13 protein-coding genes and 1 pseudogene are annotated in these 16,343 nt (G+C 61.6%); 10 read left to right on the top strand and 4 right to left on the bottom strand.

Annotated elements, in window-relative coordinates; all coding sequences use genetic code 11:
- Positions 1-367: 367 nt before the first annotated feature.
- A complete protein-coding gene (gene ilvA, locus H3L91_RS10600) occupies positions 368-1,888 on the bottom strand; it encodes a threonine ammonia-lyase, biosynthetic (protein ID WP_007343867.1) in 1,521 nt (506 codons plus the stop codon).
- 226 nt (positions 1,889-2,114) lie between these two features.
- Here ilvA and H3L91_RS10605 point away from each other — a divergent pair, with 226 nt between their 5' ends.
- Together H3L91_RS10605 and H3L91_RS10610 are read left to right on the top strand one after the other, a co-directional pair.
- Positions 2,115-3,410 carry a D-alanyl-D-alanine carboxypeptidase family protein gene (locus tag H3L91_RS10605; RefSeq protein ID WP_040659719.1) on the top strand — a complete coding sequence of 432 codons (1,296 nt, stop codon included), beginning with the start codon at positions 2,115-2,117 and terminating at the stop codon, positions 3,408-3,410.
- A gap of 145 nt (positions 3,411-3,555) precedes the next feature.
- Positions 3,556-4,869, top strand: a complete 1,314-nt coding sequence (locus H3L91_RS10610) for a CAP domain-containing protein (RefSeq protein WP_007343869.1) — start codon at positions 3,556-3,558, stop codon at positions 4,867-4,869.
- A gap of 532 nt (positions 4,870-5,401) precedes the next feature.
- Here the strand turns inward: H3L91_RS10610 and rnc are convergent.
- Positions 5,402-6,130, bottom strand: coding sequence for a ribonuclease III (rnc, locus tag H3L91_RS10615; RefSeq protein WP_040659150.1), 729 nt, complete (start codon positions 6,128-6,130; stop codon positions 5,402-5,404).
- Positions 6,131-6,350: 220 nt separating this feature from the next.
- On the opposite strand from rnc, the gene folP reads away from it, so the two are divergent.
- From folP to H3L91_RS12395, 7 genes and pseudogenes are all read left to right on the top strand, one after another.
- Positions 6,351-7,196, top strand: coding sequence for a dihydropteroate synthase (gene folP / locus H3L91_RS10620; RefSeq protein WP_007343872.1), 846 nt, complete (start codon positions 6,351-6,353; stop codon positions 7,194-7,196).
- 270 nt (positions 7,197-7,466) lie between these two features.
- Entirely contained in the window at positions 7,467-7,847 is a 381-nt protein-coding gene (locus tag H3L91_RS10625; protein WP_007343874.1) for a hypothetical protein, read from the top strand.
- A 34-nt stretch (positions 7,848-7,881) separates the two neighbouring features.
- Positions 7,882-9,222, top strand: coding sequence for a phosphoglucosamine mutase (glmM, locus tag H3L91_RS10630; RefSeq protein WP_007343875.1), 1,341 nt, complete (start codon positions 7,882-7,884; stop codon positions 9,220-9,222).
- A gap of 120 nt (positions 9,223-9,342) precedes the next feature.
- The gene (locus H3L91_RS10635; RefSeq protein WP_007343876.1) at positions 9,343-10,047 is read left to right on the top strand and encodes a DedA family protein; all 705 of its coding nucleotides are present in this window, start codon (positions 9,343-9,345) and stop codon (positions 10,045-10,047) included.
- 215 nt (positions 10,048-10,262) lie between these two features.
- Positions 10,263-10,823, top strand: coding sequence for a helix-turn-helix domain-containing protein (locus H3L91_RS10640; RefSeq protein ID WP_218915629.1), 561 nt, complete (start codon positions 10,263-10,265; stop codon positions 10,821-10,823).
- Positions 10,804-11,229 (top strand): DDE-type integrase/transposase/recombinase, encoded by a 426-nt coding sequence (locus H3L91_RS10645; protein WP_370992039.1) that lies wholly within the window; start codon positions 10,804-10,806, stop codon positions 11,227-11,229. Before H3L91_RS10640 ends, H3L91_RS10645 begins: the two co-directional genes overlap by 20 nt.
- A 729-nt stretch (positions 11,230-11,958) precedes the next feature.
- Positions 11,959-12,807 (top strand): annotated as a pseudogene (locus H3L91_RS12395) (amidohydrolase family protein).
- A gap of 405 nt (positions 12,808-13,212) precedes the next feature.
- Here the strand turns inward: H3L91_RS12395 and H3L91_RS10660 are convergent.
- Together H3L91_RS10660 and H3L91_RS10665 are read right to left on the bottom strand one after the other, a co-directional pair.
- Positions 13,213-14,088 carry a DegV family protein gene (locus H3L91_RS10660; RefSeq protein WP_007343884.1) on the bottom strand — a complete coding sequence of 292 codons (876 nt, stop codon included), beginning with the start codon at positions 14,086-14,088 and terminating at the stop codon, positions 13,213-13,215.
- Positions 14,089-14,287: 199 nt separating this feature from the next.
- Positions 14,288-14,773: a CinA family protein gene (locus H3L91_RS10665; RefSeq protein ID WP_007343886.1), complete on the bottom strand. Its 486-nt coding sequence runs from the start codon at positions 14,771-14,773 to the stop codon at positions 14,288-14,290.
- Positions 14,774-15,045: 272 nt separating this feature from the next.
- On the opposite strand from H3L91_RS10665, the gene efeB reads away from it, so the two are divergent.
- Positions 15,046-16,338, top strand: coding sequence for an iron uptake transporter deferrochelatase/peroxidase subunit (gene efeB / locus H3L91_RS10670; RefSeq protein WP_040659153.1), 1,293 nt, complete (start codon positions 15,046-15,048; stop codon positions 16,336-16,338).
- Positions 16,339-16,343: the final 5 nt, after the last annotated feature.

Genomic DNA, 16,343 nt, shown 5'->3' on the forward strand with positions numbered 1-16,343 from the left:
GCGTGTGGCGCAAGCCACACACGCGGTTTCGCTGTTTGCCGCAAAGAGGCCGTCTGAAAAACGTTTTTCAGACGGCCTCAATGTTTCCTATCAACTCAGACACCCACCGCCAAACCCGCAACCGTTTGGGCGGCACGCCTGCTTTGCTGTATTTCTCTGGAAACGCGCGGATGTGCTGCGGCACAAAAACCGCGCGCATCGCCTTGGGGCGACACACCCTACGGCGGGTTCGGCACGGGCGGACTCGGCCGCGAAGGTAGGGTGTGTGGCGCAGCCACGCACGCGGTTTCGGCTGTTCGTTGCAAAGAGAGGCCGTCTGAAAAACCGGATTTGCGGTTTTCAGACGGCCTCTCGCCTTTGTGCCCGTTCAGTTGAGAAACAGGCGGTAGGCGGCGTTGGCGGTTTGGTCTTCGCAGACGTAGCCGACATTTTGCAGGAAGGCGGCGAAGGCGGTGGTGTCGGCGGGGGGGACGTCGATGCCGACGAGGATGCGGCCGTAGTCCGCGCCGTGGTTGCGGTAGTGGAAGAGGGTGATGTTCCAGCCGCTCTGCATGTGGTTGAGGAAGTGGCGCAGCGCGCCGGGGCGTTCGGGGAATTCGAAGCTGATGAGGCGTTCGTGCCGCACTTTGTGGCTGCGCCCGCCCACCATGTAGCGGATGTGGATTTTGGCGATTTCGTCTTCGGTGAGGTCGGTGTTGGGCAGGCCGGCGGCGGTGAGTTCCGCGCCGATGGTGCGCCGGTCGGCCGCGCCGGTGGTTTGGATGCCGACGAAGATGTGGGCGGCGGCCTCGTCGCCGTAGCGGTAGTTGAACTCGGTGATGCTGCGGTTGCCCAGGAGGTTGATGAATTTGAGGAAGCTGCCGGGCTTCTCGGGAATGGAGACGGCGAAGATGCCTTCGTTGCCTTCGCCCAGTTCGCTGCGTTCGGAAACGTGGCGCAGGCGGTGGAAGTTCATGTTTGCGCCGCTGTTGATGGCGATGAGGGTGCGGCCTTCGCAGGCTTCGCGGGCGATGTAGGCTTTGAGGCCAGCCAGGGCGAGCGCGCCGGAGGGTTCGGTGATGCTGCGGGTGTCGTCGTAGATGTCTTTGACCGCGCCGCAGATGTCGTCGGTGTCCACCAGGATGATTTCGTCGAGCAGGTCGCGGCAGAGGGCGAAGGTGTGTTCGCCGACGAGTTTGACCGCCGTGCCGTCGGCAAACAGTCCGACGTCTTTGAGTTCGATGCGTTGCCCCGCGTCTATGGATTGTTTCATGGCGCAGGCGTCATAGGTTTCCACGCCGATGACTTTGATTTCGGGGCGGACGTTTTTGATGAAGGCGGCCACGCCGGCGGCCAGGCCGCCGCCGCCGATGGGGACGAAGACGGCATCGATGTGTTTGGGGTGCTGGCGGATGATTTCCATGCCGATGGTGCCTTGTCCGGCAATCACGGCGGGGTCGTCGAAGGGGGGGATGTAGGTGAGGCCGCTTTGGGCGACGAGGCGCATGGCGTGGTCGTAGGCGTCGTTGTAGGAGGTGCCGTGGAGGACGACTTTGCCGCCGCGCGATTTAACCGCGTCCACTTTGATCTGCGGGGTGGTTTCGGGCATGACGATGGTGGCTTCGCAGCCGAGTTTCTGCGCCGAGAGGGCGACGCCCTGGGCGTGGTTGCCCGCGCTGGCGGTGATGACGCCGCGTTTGAGCTCCGCTTCGCCCAGCGCGGCCATTTTGTTGTACGCGCCGCGTATTTTAAAGGAGAAAACGGGCTGCAAATCCTCGCGTTTGAGCAGGATGTTGTTTTTCAGACGGCCTGAAAGGTTACGGGCGGCTTCGAGCGGGGTTTCGGCGGCGGCGTCGTAAACGGCGGAGGTGAGGATGGCGGTGAGGTAGTGCGAATGGCGGGTGTCCATGATGATGTTAAATTATTTTACGAAAGGTAAAACCATACCTGCGGTGCAGGGCAAAGGCAAGAAAAAGTTAGCAAACACGGGGCTCGTGGGTATAATGCCCGCTTTTCGCGCACGATGCCCGTGCCGCTTCTGCCGCCGCGCCGCTGCCGCGCGGCGCGTTTTCAGACGGCCTCAAACGGGTTCGCGCCGCCTTCTCCCGCAATCCGTGTAGCAGTTTCCCAGCATGATGAAAAAATACCTCGTTCTGACGGCCCTTGCCGCCGCGCTCTCTTTTCAGACGGCCTCCGCCGCCCATTACAAAAAACGCCATTCCCGTTACAAACGCGCCGCCGTTGCCGCCGCCCCCGCAGCGGCGGGCGCGGCCGCAGCAGCGGCCTCCGCGCCCGAGCAGGCGGCTTCCGCGCCGGAAGACGTGCTGCCCGACGAGCCCAAGCCGCAGGCCGCCGCCGCGCCGGAAATCGCCGCCGCCGCCTATCTGGTGCAGGATTTGCAAAGCGGCCAGATCCTCACCGGCCGCGATTTGGACAAACCGGTCGAACCGGCCTCGCTCACCAAGCTGATGACCGCCTATCTGGCCTTCAAAGCCCTCGAAAGCGGCAAGCTCAACGCAACCGACACCCTCACGCCCTCCGAAAAAGCCTGGCGCGCCGAGGGCTCGCGCATGTTCCTCAACGCGGGCAAACCCGTTGCCGTGGGCGATCTGCTCAAAGGACTGATCGTCCAGTCGGGTAACGACGCCGCCATCACCCTGGCCGAAGCCCTCGGCGGCAGCGAAGAGGGTTTCGCCAAAATGATGAACGCCGAAGCCAAGCGGCTGGGCATGAACGGCACCCACTTCACCAACGCCACCGGCCTGCCCGGCGACGGCCACTTCACCACCGTGCGCGACCTTGCCATCCTCGCCGCCGCCATCATCAGAGACTATCCCAAGTATTACCCCATCTACTCGATGCAGTCCTTCAAATACAACAACATCGAACAGCCCAACCGCAACCTGCTGCTCTACCGCGACCCGAACGTGGACGGCCTCAAAACCGGCCACACCAACAGCGCGGGCTACAACCTCGTCGCGTCCAGCAAACGCAACGGCCGCCGCGTCGTCTCCGTCGTCGTCGGCACCGAAAGCATCGAAGCGCGTGCCGGCGAAAGCAGCAAACTGCTCAACTGGGCCTTGCAGGCCTTCGACACCCCCAAAGCCTACGACGCCGGCAAAGCCGTCTCCGCCGCCCAGGTATACAAAGGCAAGGCCGACACGGTGAACGTCGGCTTTGCCGAACCCGTTTACGTAACCATCCCCCACGGCGAAGGCAGCAAAGTCAAAACCGTGCTCGAAACCGTCCAGCCCGTCGTCGCCCCCGTGGAAAAAGGCCAGGTGCTGGGCAAACTCAAAATCTCCTACGACGGCAAAGTGCTGGCCGAACGCCCCGTCGTCGCCCTCGACGCCGTGCCGGAAGCCGGCTTCTTCGGCCGCCTGTGGGACAGCGTCAAACTCTGGTTCAAAAACATGTTCGCCGACAACTAATCCCCGCAAAGGCCGTCTGAAAAACACCCCGCACCCCTTTTCAGACGGCCTCCCAATGCCATGAAACGATTCATCATCTCCGTCATCCTCCTCTTCTGCCTCACCGTAACCACCCTCGCCGTGGGGCTCTACATCCTCGAATGATATGGCACAAACACACACCGGCGGCTGGCTCAAAGCCCTGCTCGTCTGGCTCGCCCTGATCGCCCTGCTCCTCTTTGCCGCCACCCGCCTGCTCAAACCCGAACCCGTCGAACTCGTCTACCCCCGCCCCGGCCAGGACCCCGCCCCTTACGCCGGCCTCGACGCCCTCGGCTACCTCAACCACCTGCGCCGCGAAGCCGGCCTCACCCCCTTCGCCCACTCCTCCCTGCTCGCCCGCGCCGCCGCCGACCATGCCCGCTACCTCAACGACTACCCCGCCGACATGCACGACGAAAACCACCCCGGCAACCCCCATTTTCGCGGCAAAGAACTCGACCAGCGCACCAAACGCGCGGGTTATCTTTATCTCGGCGTACAGGAAAACCTCAGCACCGGCGAACACGAAAACCTCACCGGCGCGCGCCGCCTGCAACAGCAATACCTCGACGGCCTCATGACCGCCATCTACCACCGCTTCTCCCTGCTCGACCCCGCCGCCGACGAAGCCGGCATCGGCTTTTCCAGCCGCCGCAACCGCCACGCCCTCGTCGTCAACCAGGGCAACCGCACCGGCGAGCGGCTCTGCCGCAAAGCGCGCACCCACGTTCAGGAAGAGCGCCCCTACTACGACGACTGGTGCGCCAACAACGCCGTCATATACAGCGACGAAATCGACTACAACCCGCCCGAATACACCGTCTACCCCGTCGGCCACCTCGCCCACCCCGTCTTCTCCAACGAAACCCCCAACCCCCTGCCCGACCGCGAATACAGCGGCAACCCCGTCAGCATCTCCTTCAACAACCGCGACGTACTCATCGAAATGCAGTCCTTCCGGCTCTTCCAAGGCAAACGCGAAATCACCAACACCCGCATCCTCACCGCCGCCACCGACCCCAACAAACACCTCACCGAACAACAATTCGCCCTTTTCCCCCTCGACCCCCTCGACTACGACACCGAATACCGCGCCGTTTTCCGCTACCGCGAAACCGACTGGGAAACCGCCAAAACGCAGGACAAAACCGCCCAATGGAGCTTCCACACCCGCAAGCCCGACTACCCCTACTTCAAACTCAAAGGCGGCGAAAACCTCGCCGTCGAATCCGGCAAAACCTACTACCTGCGCTGGAACCCCGCCGACTGCGCCCCCGACTGCGGCACCGTCCAATACACCGAATACGGCGACGCCGCCCTCGCCGTCCACCTCAGCGAATACGACGGCATCGTCCTCGCCGTAACCGGCAGCAGAGGCAGCGGCGTGCGCGTGCGCCCCAAAAACAGCGAACGCGAAACCGCCCTGCTCGTGCAGTAAACCTGCCGCAGACACAACAGGCCGTCTGAAAAACCAAAAACAGGTTTTCAGACGGCCTCCGCCGTTAAGGTAGGGTGTGTGGCGCAGCCACGCACGCGGTTTCGGGTTTGCGGGAAAACACGGATTCGCTGCACAGCAGAGAACGCGTGCGTCGCCTAGGGGCGACACACCCTACGTCCGCCCTCCCGCCGTCATTCCCGCGCAGGCGGGAATCTTGTCGGATTCAGACAACTTATTGTTTATTCAAACATGAGCAAACGAAAGGAAAGATCCCCGCCTGTGCGGGAATGATGGAACAAGGTTTTGGCTGCGCCGAAGCTGCGCTTTCAGACGGCCTCCACCATCGAGGTAGGGTGTGGCGCAAGCCACGCACGCGGTTTCGGCTTTTGAAGAAGACAAAATCCGTTATGCAGCAGAGAACGCGTGCGTCGCCTCAGGGCGACACACCCTACGGCATGTTCGGTATGGCGGGATGCAAACAGGCCGTCTGAAAAACCAAAATTCGTGTTTTCAGACGGCCTCAACCGTATTGCTACCTGCGCCTGTGTTTCGCCCCCGCCGCCGGATATTTGGCGGCGAACCATTCGAGGGCGGTTTTGGCGGCTTCCTGTTCGGCGGCGCGGCGGCCGGCGGCCTGGGCGGTGGAGACGAAGCCCAGCTCGCCCAAGTCGCAGGACACGGTGAACCACGCCCCGCTGCCTTCGCCCTCCTGCTTGTCGATGCGGTATTTGGGCAGGGCGAAACGCTGCGCCTGCAAGGCTTCCTGCAAGCGGGTTTTCGCGTCTTTGGCCTCTTTTTCGCCGCAGTCTATGTTGGCCACGCGCTCGGCGAACAGGCGGCGGACGACGGCTTCGGCGGCGGCAAAATCCGCGTCGAAGGATACGGCGGCAAACACCGCCTCCATTGCGTCGGCGAGGATGGAAGGCCGTCTGAAACCGCCGCTTTTGAGTTCGCCCGCACCCAAAAGCAGCGCGTCGCCGATATTGAGCGCGGCGGCGGTTTCGGCCAGCACGGTTTGGTTGACGAGGTTGGCGCGCAGGCGGGAGAGGCGGCCTTCGGGCAGCTGGGGATAGGCGTCGAACAGCATGCGGGCGACGGTGTAGTTGAGGATGGCGTCGCCGACAAACTCGAAGCGTTCGTTGTGGCGCGAGGAAAAACTGCGGTGGGTGAGGGCGCGGTCGAGCAGGGCGGGATCGGCGAAGGTGTGGCCTATGGCCGCTTGCAGGCGGCGCACGGCGGCATCGCGCGGGCTGGGTTTCATCGGTTTCCTTTCCGGTAGGGAAAAACCCGAATGCTTTTGCACACTCGTTTTGCAAACGGAAAGCGCAAAAGCATTGGGGCGGTTCAAACTTCGTTGGACGGCGTTTTCAGACGGCCTCGGGGCGCGTCCGGAAAACGCGGCATTGTAGCGGATCGGGCGGTTTTGCGCCGCGCCTGCATGTATAATCGCGCGTTTCGGTATAACGCGCGCGGAGGGCGGCATGATGTGGCAGGCGGGACGCTTTGAATTGGCTTTGGACAAGCCGAAAATCATGGGCATTGTCAACGTTACCCCCGACTCGTTTTCCGACGGCGGCACCTATGCGCAAAGCGTGAAACACACGCTCGAACACGCGCAAAAGCTGCTGCGCGGGGGGGCGGACATTTTGGACGCGGGCGGCGAATCCACGCGCCCGGGCGCGGATTTCGTGCCGCCCGAAGAGGAATGGCGGCGGCTCTCGGCGGTGTTGCCCGAAATGGCGCGCTGGGGCGTGCCGCTCAGCGTGGACACCCGCCGCGCCGAAATCATGCGCCGCGTGCTCGATGCGGGCTGGGCGGACATTATCAACGACGTGCAGGCTCTGGAAGACGCGGGCGCGGCGGAACTGCTGGCACGGCATCCGACGGTCGGCGTGTGCCTGATGCACATGAAAGGTCTGCCGCAAACCATGCAAAACAACCCGTCTTACGGCGATGTGGCCGCCGAAGTGGCGGCCTATCTGAACGATCGGGCGGCGGCCTGCGAAGCGGCGGGCATCGCGCGGCGGCGGCTGGTGCTCGACCCCGGCTTCGGTTTCGGCAAAACGCTCGCGCACAACACCGCCCTGATGCGCGGCCTGCGCGCGCTGGCGGCCGAATGCGGCCTGCCGCTTTTGATCGGCGTATCGCGCAAACGCATGATCGGCGAGCTCACGGGCGAACAGAGGCCGTCTGAAAGGGCGGCGGGCAGCGTGGCGGCGGCTCTGGCGGCGGTGTCGCGCGGGGCAAGCATCCTGCGCGTGCACGACGTGAAGGCCACCGCCGACGCGCTGAACGTATGGGCGGCCTTGGGCGGGGATTTGGATTGAACGGCCAACAGGCCGTCTGAAAAACGGTTTGGCGTTTTCACGTTGATGCACCGGCAGGCGGGGATGGCGTAGGGTGTGCGGCGCAAGCCACGCACGCGTTCCCTGCCACATAACAAATCCGCACGTTTCCCCAACAATCAAACCGCGTGCGTGGCTGCGCCACACACCCTACGTCGGCCCCGCCGATATTCTTCGGAACGCAAACGCTTGCCCGAAACAAAGGTTTCAGACGGCCTCCGCCGCCAAACAAAAGCAAGAAAAGGACACTGCATGAATCCGGCAATCAGAAAATACCTGCCGCCCGTTTGCGCCGCCGCAGCCGCCGTGTGCGGCGGCCTGACCGTGTGGCGGCATATCGGCGCAGGCATCGGCCCTTACGGTTTCCTGCTCACGGCGGCAGCCGTTTATCTCTGCTTCGGCTTCGTGCGCGGATTTTCAGACGGCCTGCTCGACGAGTTTGCCGACGGCCGCAAGAAAGACGCCGCGCGGCGCGGCGCGCTGTTTCCCCTCACCCTGCTGCCCATGGCTGCCTGGGTGCATTACGGCGACACAGACGGCGGCGGCGCGGCTCTGTTTATCACGCTGCCGTTTTTGGCGGCGTGCCTCAACATGGCGGTTTACTACGCGTTCAACCGCTATTTGACCAACTGATTGTTTTATCGTATTTCCAACCAAGGAGCGGCTTATGGCCAAAAAATATTTCGGCACCGACGGCGTGCGCGGCGAAGTGGGGCAGTTTCCGATTACCCCCGATTTCGTGTTGAAACTCGGCTACGCGGCCGGACGGGTGCTGGTGCAGCACGACGGCAAGGGCAGGCCGACGGTGATTATCGGCAAAGACACCCGCATTTCCGGCTACATGCTCGAAGCCGCGCTGGTGGCCGGCTTCACCGCCGCCGGCGCGAACGTCATCCAAACCGGCCCGCTGCCCACCCCCGGCATCGCCTACCTCACCCGCGCCCTGCGCCTGGCCGCCGGCGTGATGATTTCCGCCTCGCACAACGGCTATGCCGACAACGGCATCAAATTCTTCGCCGCAGGCGGCGTGAAGCTCTCCGACAAAATCGAGCTGGAAATCGAAGCCGAGCTGGACAAAGCCATCGCCACCGAACACTCCGACCGCCTCGGCCGCGCCCGCCGCATCAGCGGCGCAGACGACCGCTACATCGAGTTCTGCAAATCCGCCTTCCCCAACCAGCTCGACCTCTACGGCCTGAAAATCGTCGTCGACACCGCCAACGGCGCGGGCTACAACGTCGCCCCGAAAGTGTTTCACGAACTGGGCGCGGAAGTGGTCAGCATCGCCGACGCGCCCAGCGGCTACAACATCAACGACAAATGCGGCGCAACCCACCCCAAAACCCTGCAAGCGGCCGTGCTGCAAAACGAAGCCGACTACGGCGTCGCCCTCGACGGCGACGGCGACCGCCTTTTAATGGTGGACAGAAACGGCAAAGTGTACGACGGCGACAAACTCATCTACGTCATCGCCAAAGCCCGCGCCCAAGAAGGCCGGCTCTGCGGCGGCGTGGTCGGCACGGTGATGACCAATATGGCGATGGAACTGGCCCTCGCCGAAAAAAACATCCCCTTCGCCCGTGCCAAAGTCGGCGACCGCTACGTGCTCAAACAGCTCCACGAACGCGGCTGGCAGGTGGGCGGCGAAGCCAGCGGCCACATCCTGTGCCTCGACAAACACAACACCGGCGACGGCATCATCTCCGCCCTGCAAGTGTTCGCCGCCCTCAAAACGCTGGGGCAGGATCTGGAAGCGGCGGTAGACTGGAAAGCCTTCCCGCAAACCATGATCAACGTGCGCATCAGCAAAGGGCAGGACTGGCAGGCCGCCGCCGCGCCCGCGCTCTCCGAAGCCGAAAAAGAGCTGGCCGCCGAAGGCCGCATCGTCCTGCGCGCCTCCGGCACCGAACCGGTGGTGCGCGTCATGGCCGAAGCCCGCCGCGCCGACGCCGCCCGCCGCGCCGCCGAACGCATCGCCGAGGCCATCCGCCAAGCCGCGCAAAAATAGGATAAGGCCGTCTGAAAGGCCGTCTGAAAAACAGGCGTTACGGTATAATCCGCGCTTTTCAGACGGCCTTTTGCCGCACAGGTTCGCACCGAAACACGCAATTACGAGGAAACAGGATTTATGGCAGCCTTTCTAGAAAGTTTCTTCCTCCAATACGGCTACGCCGCCGTATTTTCCGTACTCATCGCCTGCGGATTCGGCGTGCCGATACCCGAAGACATCACCCTCGTAACCGGCGGCATCATCTCCGGCCTCGGCTACACCGACCCGCACATCATGGTGGCCGTCGGCATCGCCGGCGTGCTGGCGGGCGACGGCCTCGTGTTCTCCGCCGGCCGCTTCTGGGGCGACAACATCATGCGTTTCCGCTTCATCGCCCGCGTCATGACCCCGCAACGCTACGCCCAAGTGGAAGAAAAATTTGAAAAATACGGCAACTGGGTTTTATTCGTCGCCCGCTTCCTCCCCGGCCTGCGCACCCCCATCTATATGACCGCCGGCATCAGCCGCAAAGTGTCCGTGCTGCGCTTCATCCTGATGGACGGCCTCGCCGCCCTCATCTCCGTGCCGCTTTGGGTGTACCTGGGCAACTACGGCGCGACCAACCGCGAATGGCTGATGAAAACCGTGCACCAAGTGCAGCACGGCCTCTTTGCCGCCATCGGCATCGGCGCGGTGCTGCTGGGCTGGTTCTGGTGGAGAACCCGCAGCCGCCGCCGCTTCTACCGCGAAAAACTCGCCGAATCCCGCGCCCGCCGCAAAGCCGCCAAAGCGGAAAAAAAAGCCGCCAAGCAAAACGCGCGGCAAAACACCGGGCAACCCTGACCCGCCACACGCAAGGTTTTCAGACGGCCGTCTGAAAACCTTTTTCGCACCCGCCGCCAATCCTCCCTCCCCTGCGCCCCTGCGCCCTGCGCGGGTACAACCCGATAACATCCTTTACACCCCAAAGACATCGTTTACATCCACAGGCAGATTTTCATCATTCAGCCCGCCACAAAATGATGAAAGCCACACTACCTTGGAAAGAAACGAACATCATGCAGCAGTGCATCCGATTTATCCAAGCATGGCTCACCAGACGTTACACCAAAACCGAGCTATGCAGACAATTCAACATCAGCCGCCCGACGGCTGACAAATGGATCAAACGCCATCAACAGGTGGGGGTTGACGGACTGGCTGAGCTATCCCGCCGACCCAAACACAGCCCCAATGCCACACCGCAATGGATAAGCGAATGGCTGGTTGCCGAGAAGCTCAAACGTCCCGATTGGAGCGCACTTAACCTGTTTGTCCACACCTTTCCCGAGCAACACAAACCCGCAGACAGCACCGGCGACTTAATCCTTGCCCGCGCAGGTTTGGTGAAACCGCGCAAACGCCGCCGCAAAGTCAGCGCAGATACACAGCCCTTTAACGAATGCACCGCCGCCAACAGCACATGGAGCGCAGACTTCAAAGGACAGTTTCTGCCAGGGTCTGTTGACAATCAACGTTTTGGCGGCTTTTACGCCCTAAAACGGCATCTGCCGCGTTGCAAATACTCGCCTATGGACGGCATAGGTTCGCATTTTCGCCTTGCATCTGCCGTTTTATGACGCAAAATCCGCGTCAAAAGTTGAATGTCAACAGACCCTAGGGAACAACAAACTCTGCTATCCCTTGACCGTAACCGATAATTTCAACCGTTACCTGTTGCTGTGTCAGGCGTTAAGCGGCACTCAGCGTGCGCCCGTAACCGCTTTGTTTGAGCGTCTGTTTACCGAATTCGGCTTACCACGGGCAATCTGTTCCGACAACGGCGCACCCTTTGCTTCAACCGCATTGGGCGGTATCAGCCACTTGTCTAAATGGTGGATTGACTTGGGCATTCGCCCGGAGCGTATTCAACCTGCCCATCCCGAACAAAACGGACGGCACGAACGAATGCACCGCAGCCTGAAAGACAGTCTTCATGCTCGTCTGGACAAAATGGAACAAGACTTGTGCGCCCAACAAGTGTAGTTTGATGCCTTTGTCCGCGAATACAACCATGAACGTTCCCACAAGGGTATCGGACGTAAAACGCCATCCGAATGCTATACCCCGTCCAACCGTTTATACACAGGCAGGATAGAGCCTTATGACTATGGCGAGGGTGTTGCATTACGCCAAGTGAAAGGCGGCGGCGAAATCAAATGGAAGGGTAACACCTTGTATTTAAGCCAAGTACCTGCCCATGAAGCGGTGGCGTTTGTGCCTTATGCGGATAGGGTGTGGCGTATTTTTTACCGTTTTCACTTTCTCGGTCAGTTTGATGAGCGGGAAGGGAAAATTATTCCTGCAACACACTGGCATGCGGAACCTTCAAAGCCTTGATGATGTAAAGGATGTCTTTAAGGAAAGGTGTAAAGGATGTCTGTGTTGCACACAGGTTTTCAGACGGCCTCAAAAGCAGCCTGAAAACTGCAAACGCCGTCTGAAACCCTTTCAGACGACCATCGCCCAGCACGATACCGCCCATACCGTTTTACGATTAGCAGCCGCGCCACACGCCGCCTATCATCTCGTTTCCAAACAGGCCGTCTGAAAGGAAACCTGATGCAGCTCACCCGCCGCACCTTTTTGCAGGCCATGTCTGCCGCCCTCAAAGCCGCGCCCTATCTGAGCGATTGGAGCAAAACCGTGAAAGACGGCAACCGCCCGCGCACCCGCCCGCAAGTGATCGACAATGCCGACTTCCTGCGCAAGGGCATGGACTGGACGGGCGAACGCCTTGCCGATATGGACGCGGCGGGCGTGGACATGCAAATCCTCTCGCTCGGCGGCTTTCCGCAGTTCGCCCCCAAAGACAAAGAATTGTCGCTCGCCCAAAGCGTGAACGACCGCCTCGCCCAAACCGTTGCCGACCACCCCACCCGCTTCGCCGCCTTCGCCACCCTGCCGTGGGGGCAGCCTGAAAACGCCGTCGCCGAACTGGAACGCGCCGTCAAACAGCTCAGGCTAAAAGGCGCACTCTTGAATGGTCGCCCCAATGACCATTTTTTAGACGCGCCCGAATACGCCGAACTGCTCGCCAAATTCAACGAACTGCGCGTACCACTCTATCTGCACCCCGGCATCCCCGTGCCCGCCGTTCAGGCTGCCTATTACAGCGGTTTCACGCCCGAACTCACCGCCCGATTGTCCATGTTTGCATGAGGCTGGCACAACGAAGCAGGCATTCATTTAATGCGCCTGATTTTAAGCGGCGCGTTAGACCGCAACCCCAATCTGCAAATCATCAGCGGCCACTGGGGCGAAATGCTGCCGTTTTACCTGCAACGGCTGGACGATTCCATTCCGCAAGCAGCTTCGGGCTTGCGCCGCAGCATCACCGACACCTTCCGCGAGCAGGTGTATGTAACCCCCAGCGGTATGCTCACCCGAGCGCATTTTGACTTTATCTACACGCTGCTGGGCGCGGAGCGCATTCTGTTCTCGCTGGATTATCCCTATCAAAGCCTTGACGGTGCGCACGAATTTATCGACAGCCTGCCGGTTGCGTCGTCTGAAAAAGAGATGATTGCGTATAAAAATGCGGAGAAACTGCTGGGGCTGTGAGGCAGAGAGAAGCGCAAACGTTATCCGGAAAACGCCGTAGGGTGTGCGGCTCTGCCGCGCACGCGGTTGGCAACATTCAAAGCAGGTCAGGCATTTATGCCCGAAAACCGGCACATTTCAAAAACGTCGGGCATCAATACCTGACCTACCAACTTGCCCCCCCAACCTTTCCGACCGCCGTCATTCCCACGCAGGCGGGAATCTTGTCGGAATCCAAGCAAATCTTTGTTTTTTTTAAAATACCGAATACCAACCAAGATTCCCGCCTGCGCGGGAATGACGGCATTTTTTTGGTTGCGGGCCGCTGTCGGGATTGGGATAAGGCCGTCTGAAAACGGATTTGACTGCGGCGAAACGGTGTTTTCAGACGGCCTTTGCCTGTGGCGGCGCACGGTGCGCGGGCGTTTACAGCGGTTCGTCCACCCAGCACACACCCACCGCGTTCGCGCCGATGTGCGCGCCGATAACGGGGGAGATGGGGAAAGCGGCGGGGGTGAGGCCGGTTTTGTTTTTCAGTTTTTCGGCGAGGCGTTCGTAGAGGGCGCGGTCGCCGCCGTAGAGGCCGTAGAGGCGGACGGGTTTGGCGCGGGCGGCGCGGGCGGCGGTGTCGGCCAGCGCGTCGAGGGTGTCTTCGGTTTTGCGCCCCATGCCGATGCCGGCGCGGGAAAACTGCCCGTCGTAAAAGCGCAGCACGGGTTTGAGGTCGAGCAGGCCGGCGAAGAATTTTTCGGTGGTGTTCAGATGGTGCAGACGGCGCAGGCTGTTGACGCTGAATACGATTTCGGCAGTGGGTTTGAGGCGTTCGAGGTGTTCGGCCACGTCGGCGGCGGCGAAACCGAGCCGCAACAGGCGCACGGCTTCGAGGGCGAAATGGCCTTCGGCGATGCAGGCGGTGCCGGTGTCGATGATGTAGGTTTGGATGTCGCGCGCCATTTCGGCAGCCACTTTGCGCACGGTGTCCACGGTGCCGCTGATGCGGCCGCTGAGGGTGGTTACGATGATTTCGCGGTAGCCCAGGTCGATGATTTCTTTGAACAGGTCGCGCACGGCGGATTCGGCGGGCGGCGAGATGGAGGCGGTGCCTTCGGGGGTTTCGGCCTGCCAGAGGTAGAAGGCTTCGGGGTGGAGGTCGTAGCCGTCGGCGTACACCAGCCCGTCCATGTGGACGTTCAGGCGCAGGATGTAGAGCAGGTCGTCGAGTTCGGGCAGCTCGTCGAGCGAGCCGGTGGAGGTGGCGACGACGGCGCAGCGTATGGGCGGTTCGTTTTGTGTGTCGGGCATGTGTTGTTTTTAAAATTCAAAAATCAATCGGTTAAAGATATGGCCGGATGGCGATGGGCGCGGATACTACGGCTTTTACGGGCGGTTGTCCAGCGGGATGTTCGGTATAAACGAGTGAAATTTATGTAAAAAATATGCGCGATAGATTTTACCGCGCAACGGGGCGCAAAGGCCGTCTGAAAACGTGCCGCCGCGCCGCCTATCCTTGCCGCTGCGCAAGGGTTTGCGCCAGCCAGGCGATGGCGAAGTCGGCGGCTTGGCGGCGGATTTCGCTGCGCGTGCCGCAGAAGTGGGCAGTACGGGCAGACGCGCCCTCGCGGCAGGCGAGGCCGAAACATACTGTGCCGACGGGTTTTTCCGCGCTGCCGCCACCAGGGCCGGCGATGCCGGTGATGGCGAGAGCGTAATCGGCGGCGGCGGCGGCGCACGCGCCCGAGGCCATTTCCCGCGCCACGGTTTCGCTCACCGCGCCTTCGCGCCGCAGGCTCTCGGCGGATACACCCAAGAGCCGCTGTTTCGCCTCATTGCTGTATGTAACGAAGCCGGTTTCAAACCAGGCCGAGCTGCCGGGCAGTTCGGTGAACGACGCCGCGAGCAGGCCGCCGGTGCACGATTCGGCGCAGGTGATTTTCAGGCGGCCTGCGGCAAGGGCGGCGGCGGCTTGGCGCAATAGTATTTGGTTCATGGCGGACACTCCTTATTTATAGTTGGTGCGGCACGCGTTTTCAGACGGCCTGTACGGCACATCCGCGCCTGCGTTTGACGTTGTTTCACCGTGTATGGCAAACGGCGCGATTGTAGAACACAGGCCGTCTGAAAAAAACCAATGCGCTTTGCGGCGGCGCAAACAGGCGGCGGAAACCCGTTTCGCTATATAATTCGCATTTGCCGCACGGCCGCTGTTTTTCAGACGGCCTCTGCTTTATGTTTACCGAAACACGATACAAGGAGCACAGAATGAAACACGCCAACGACCCCGCCAAACGCCGCCTGCTCAAAACCGCCGTCGCCACGGCCGCCGCTGCCGCGCTGGCCGCCTGCGGGCAGAACACCCGCACGGGCGATGCCGCGCAGAGGCCGTCTGAAAACCCGGGCGGCAACGGCGAAGGCGGGCAGTTCGACCGCCACAGCCAAACCGCCTACGACTGCTACGGCGTCCACCAGGCCGGCATCACCACCCCGCACCAGCCCTTCGGCATCCTCTGCGCCTTCGACATCACCGCCGACAGCCGCGCCCGCCTCACCGACTTTTTCCGCACCCTCACCGCCCGCATCGAATTTCTCACCAAAGGCGGCGAACTCATCGACGGCGACGACAAACTCCCCCCCGCCGGCAGCGGCCTGTTGGGCAAAACCGTCCCGCCCGACGGCCTCACCGTAACCGTGTCCGTCGGCAACAGCCTGTTCGACGACCGCTTCGGCCTCGCCGGCAAAAAGCCCAAACACCTGCAAGAAATGAAGGATTTTCCCAACGACGAATTACGCAAAGAATGGTGCGACGGCGACATCGGCATCCAAATCTGCGCCTTCTCCCCCGAAACCTGCCAAAACGCCCTGCGCGACATCATCAAACAAACCGCCAAATACGCCGTCATCCGCTGGTCGCTTGACGGCTGGCTGCCCAAGCCCGAACCCGGCGCGATTGCCGCCCGCAACCTCTTGGGCTTCCGCGACGGCACCGGCAACCCCGACGTGTCCGACCCCAAAATTGCCGATCAGGTCTTATGGACGGGCGTGGCCGCCAACAGCCTCGACGAACCCGCATGGGCGAAAAACGGCAGCTATCAGGCCGTGCGCCTCATCCGCCACTTCGTCGAATTCTGGGACAGAACCCCCTTGCAGGAACAAAACGACATCTTCGGCCGCGAAAAATACAGCGGCGCGCCGCTGGGACAGAAAAAAGAGAGCGACATCCCCAACTACGCCGCCGACCCCGAAGGCAAAGTCATCCCCAAAGACAGCCACATCCGCCTGGGCGACCCGCGCGACCCCGAGTTCATGAAAAAACACCTGCTCTTCCGCCGCCCCTTCAACTACTCGCTCGGCCTGGCCAAAAACGGCCAGCTCAACGTCGGCCTTATCCTCGTTATGTACCAGGCCAACCTCGACGACGGCTTCATCTTCGTACAAAACCGCCTCAACCTCGAACCCTTGGAGGAATACATCAAACCCTTCGGCGGCGGCTACTTCTTCACCCTCCCGGGCGTGGAAAAAGGCGGCTTCCTCGCCCAAAGGCTGCTGGCGGAGTAAACACG

The sequence above is a fragment of the Neisseria bacilliformis genome, assembly GCF_014055025.1.
Taxonomy (GTDB): domain Bacteria; phylum Pseudomonadota; class Gammaproteobacteria; order Burkholderiales; family Neisseriaceae; genus Neisseria; species Neisseria bacilliformis.

Bases quoted from the DNA above. Each gene is read 5' to 3' on its own strand.
- H3L91_RS10635 (WP_007343876.1), top strand. From the start codon at position 9,343: ATGGCAGCCTTTCTAGAAAGTTTCTTCCTCCAATACGGCTACGCCGCC.
- efeB (WP_040659153.1), top strand. From the start codon at position 15,046: ATGAAACACGCCAACGACCCCGCCAAACGCCGCCTGCTCAAAACCGCC.
- ilvA (WP_007343867.1), bottom strand. From the start codon at position 1,888: ATGGACACCCGCCATTCGCACTACCTCACCGCCATCCTCACCTCCGCC.
- H3L91_RS10625 (WP_007343874.1), top strand. From the start codon at position 7,467: ATGAATCCGGCAATCAGAAAATACCTGCCGCCCGTTTGCGCCGCCGCA.
- H3L91_RS10610 (WP_007343869.1), top strand. From the start codon at position 3,556: ATGGCACAAACACACACCGGCGGCTGGCTCAAAGCCCTGCTCGTCTGG.
- glmM (WP_007343875.1), top strand. From the start codon at position 7,882: ATGGCCAAAAAATATTTCGGCACCGACGGCGTGCGCGGCGAAGTGGGG.
- H3L91_RS10640 (WP_218915629.1), top strand. From the start codon at position 10,263: ATGCAGCAGTGCATCCGATTTATCCAAGCATGGCTCACCAGACGTTAC.
- H3L91_RS10665 (WP_007343886.1), bottom strand. From the start codon at position 14,773: ATGAACCAAATACTATTGCGCCAAGCCGCCGCCGCCCTTGCCGCAGGC.
- rnc (WP_040659150.1), bottom strand. From the start codon at position 6,130: ATGAAACCCAGCCCGCGCGATGCCGCCGTGCGCCGCCTGCAAGCGGCC.
- H3L91_RS10605 (WP_040659719.1), top strand. From the start codon at position 2,115: ATGAAAAAATACCTCGTTCTGACGGCCCTTGCCGCCGCGCTCTCTTTT.
- H3L91_RS10660 (WP_007343884.1), bottom strand. From the start codon at position 14,088: ATGCCCGACACACAAAACGAACCGCCCATACGCTGCGCCGTCGTCGCC.
- folP (WP_007343872.1), top strand. From the start codon at position 6,351: ATGATGTGGCAGGCGGGACGCTTTGAATTGGCTTTGGACAAGCCGAAA.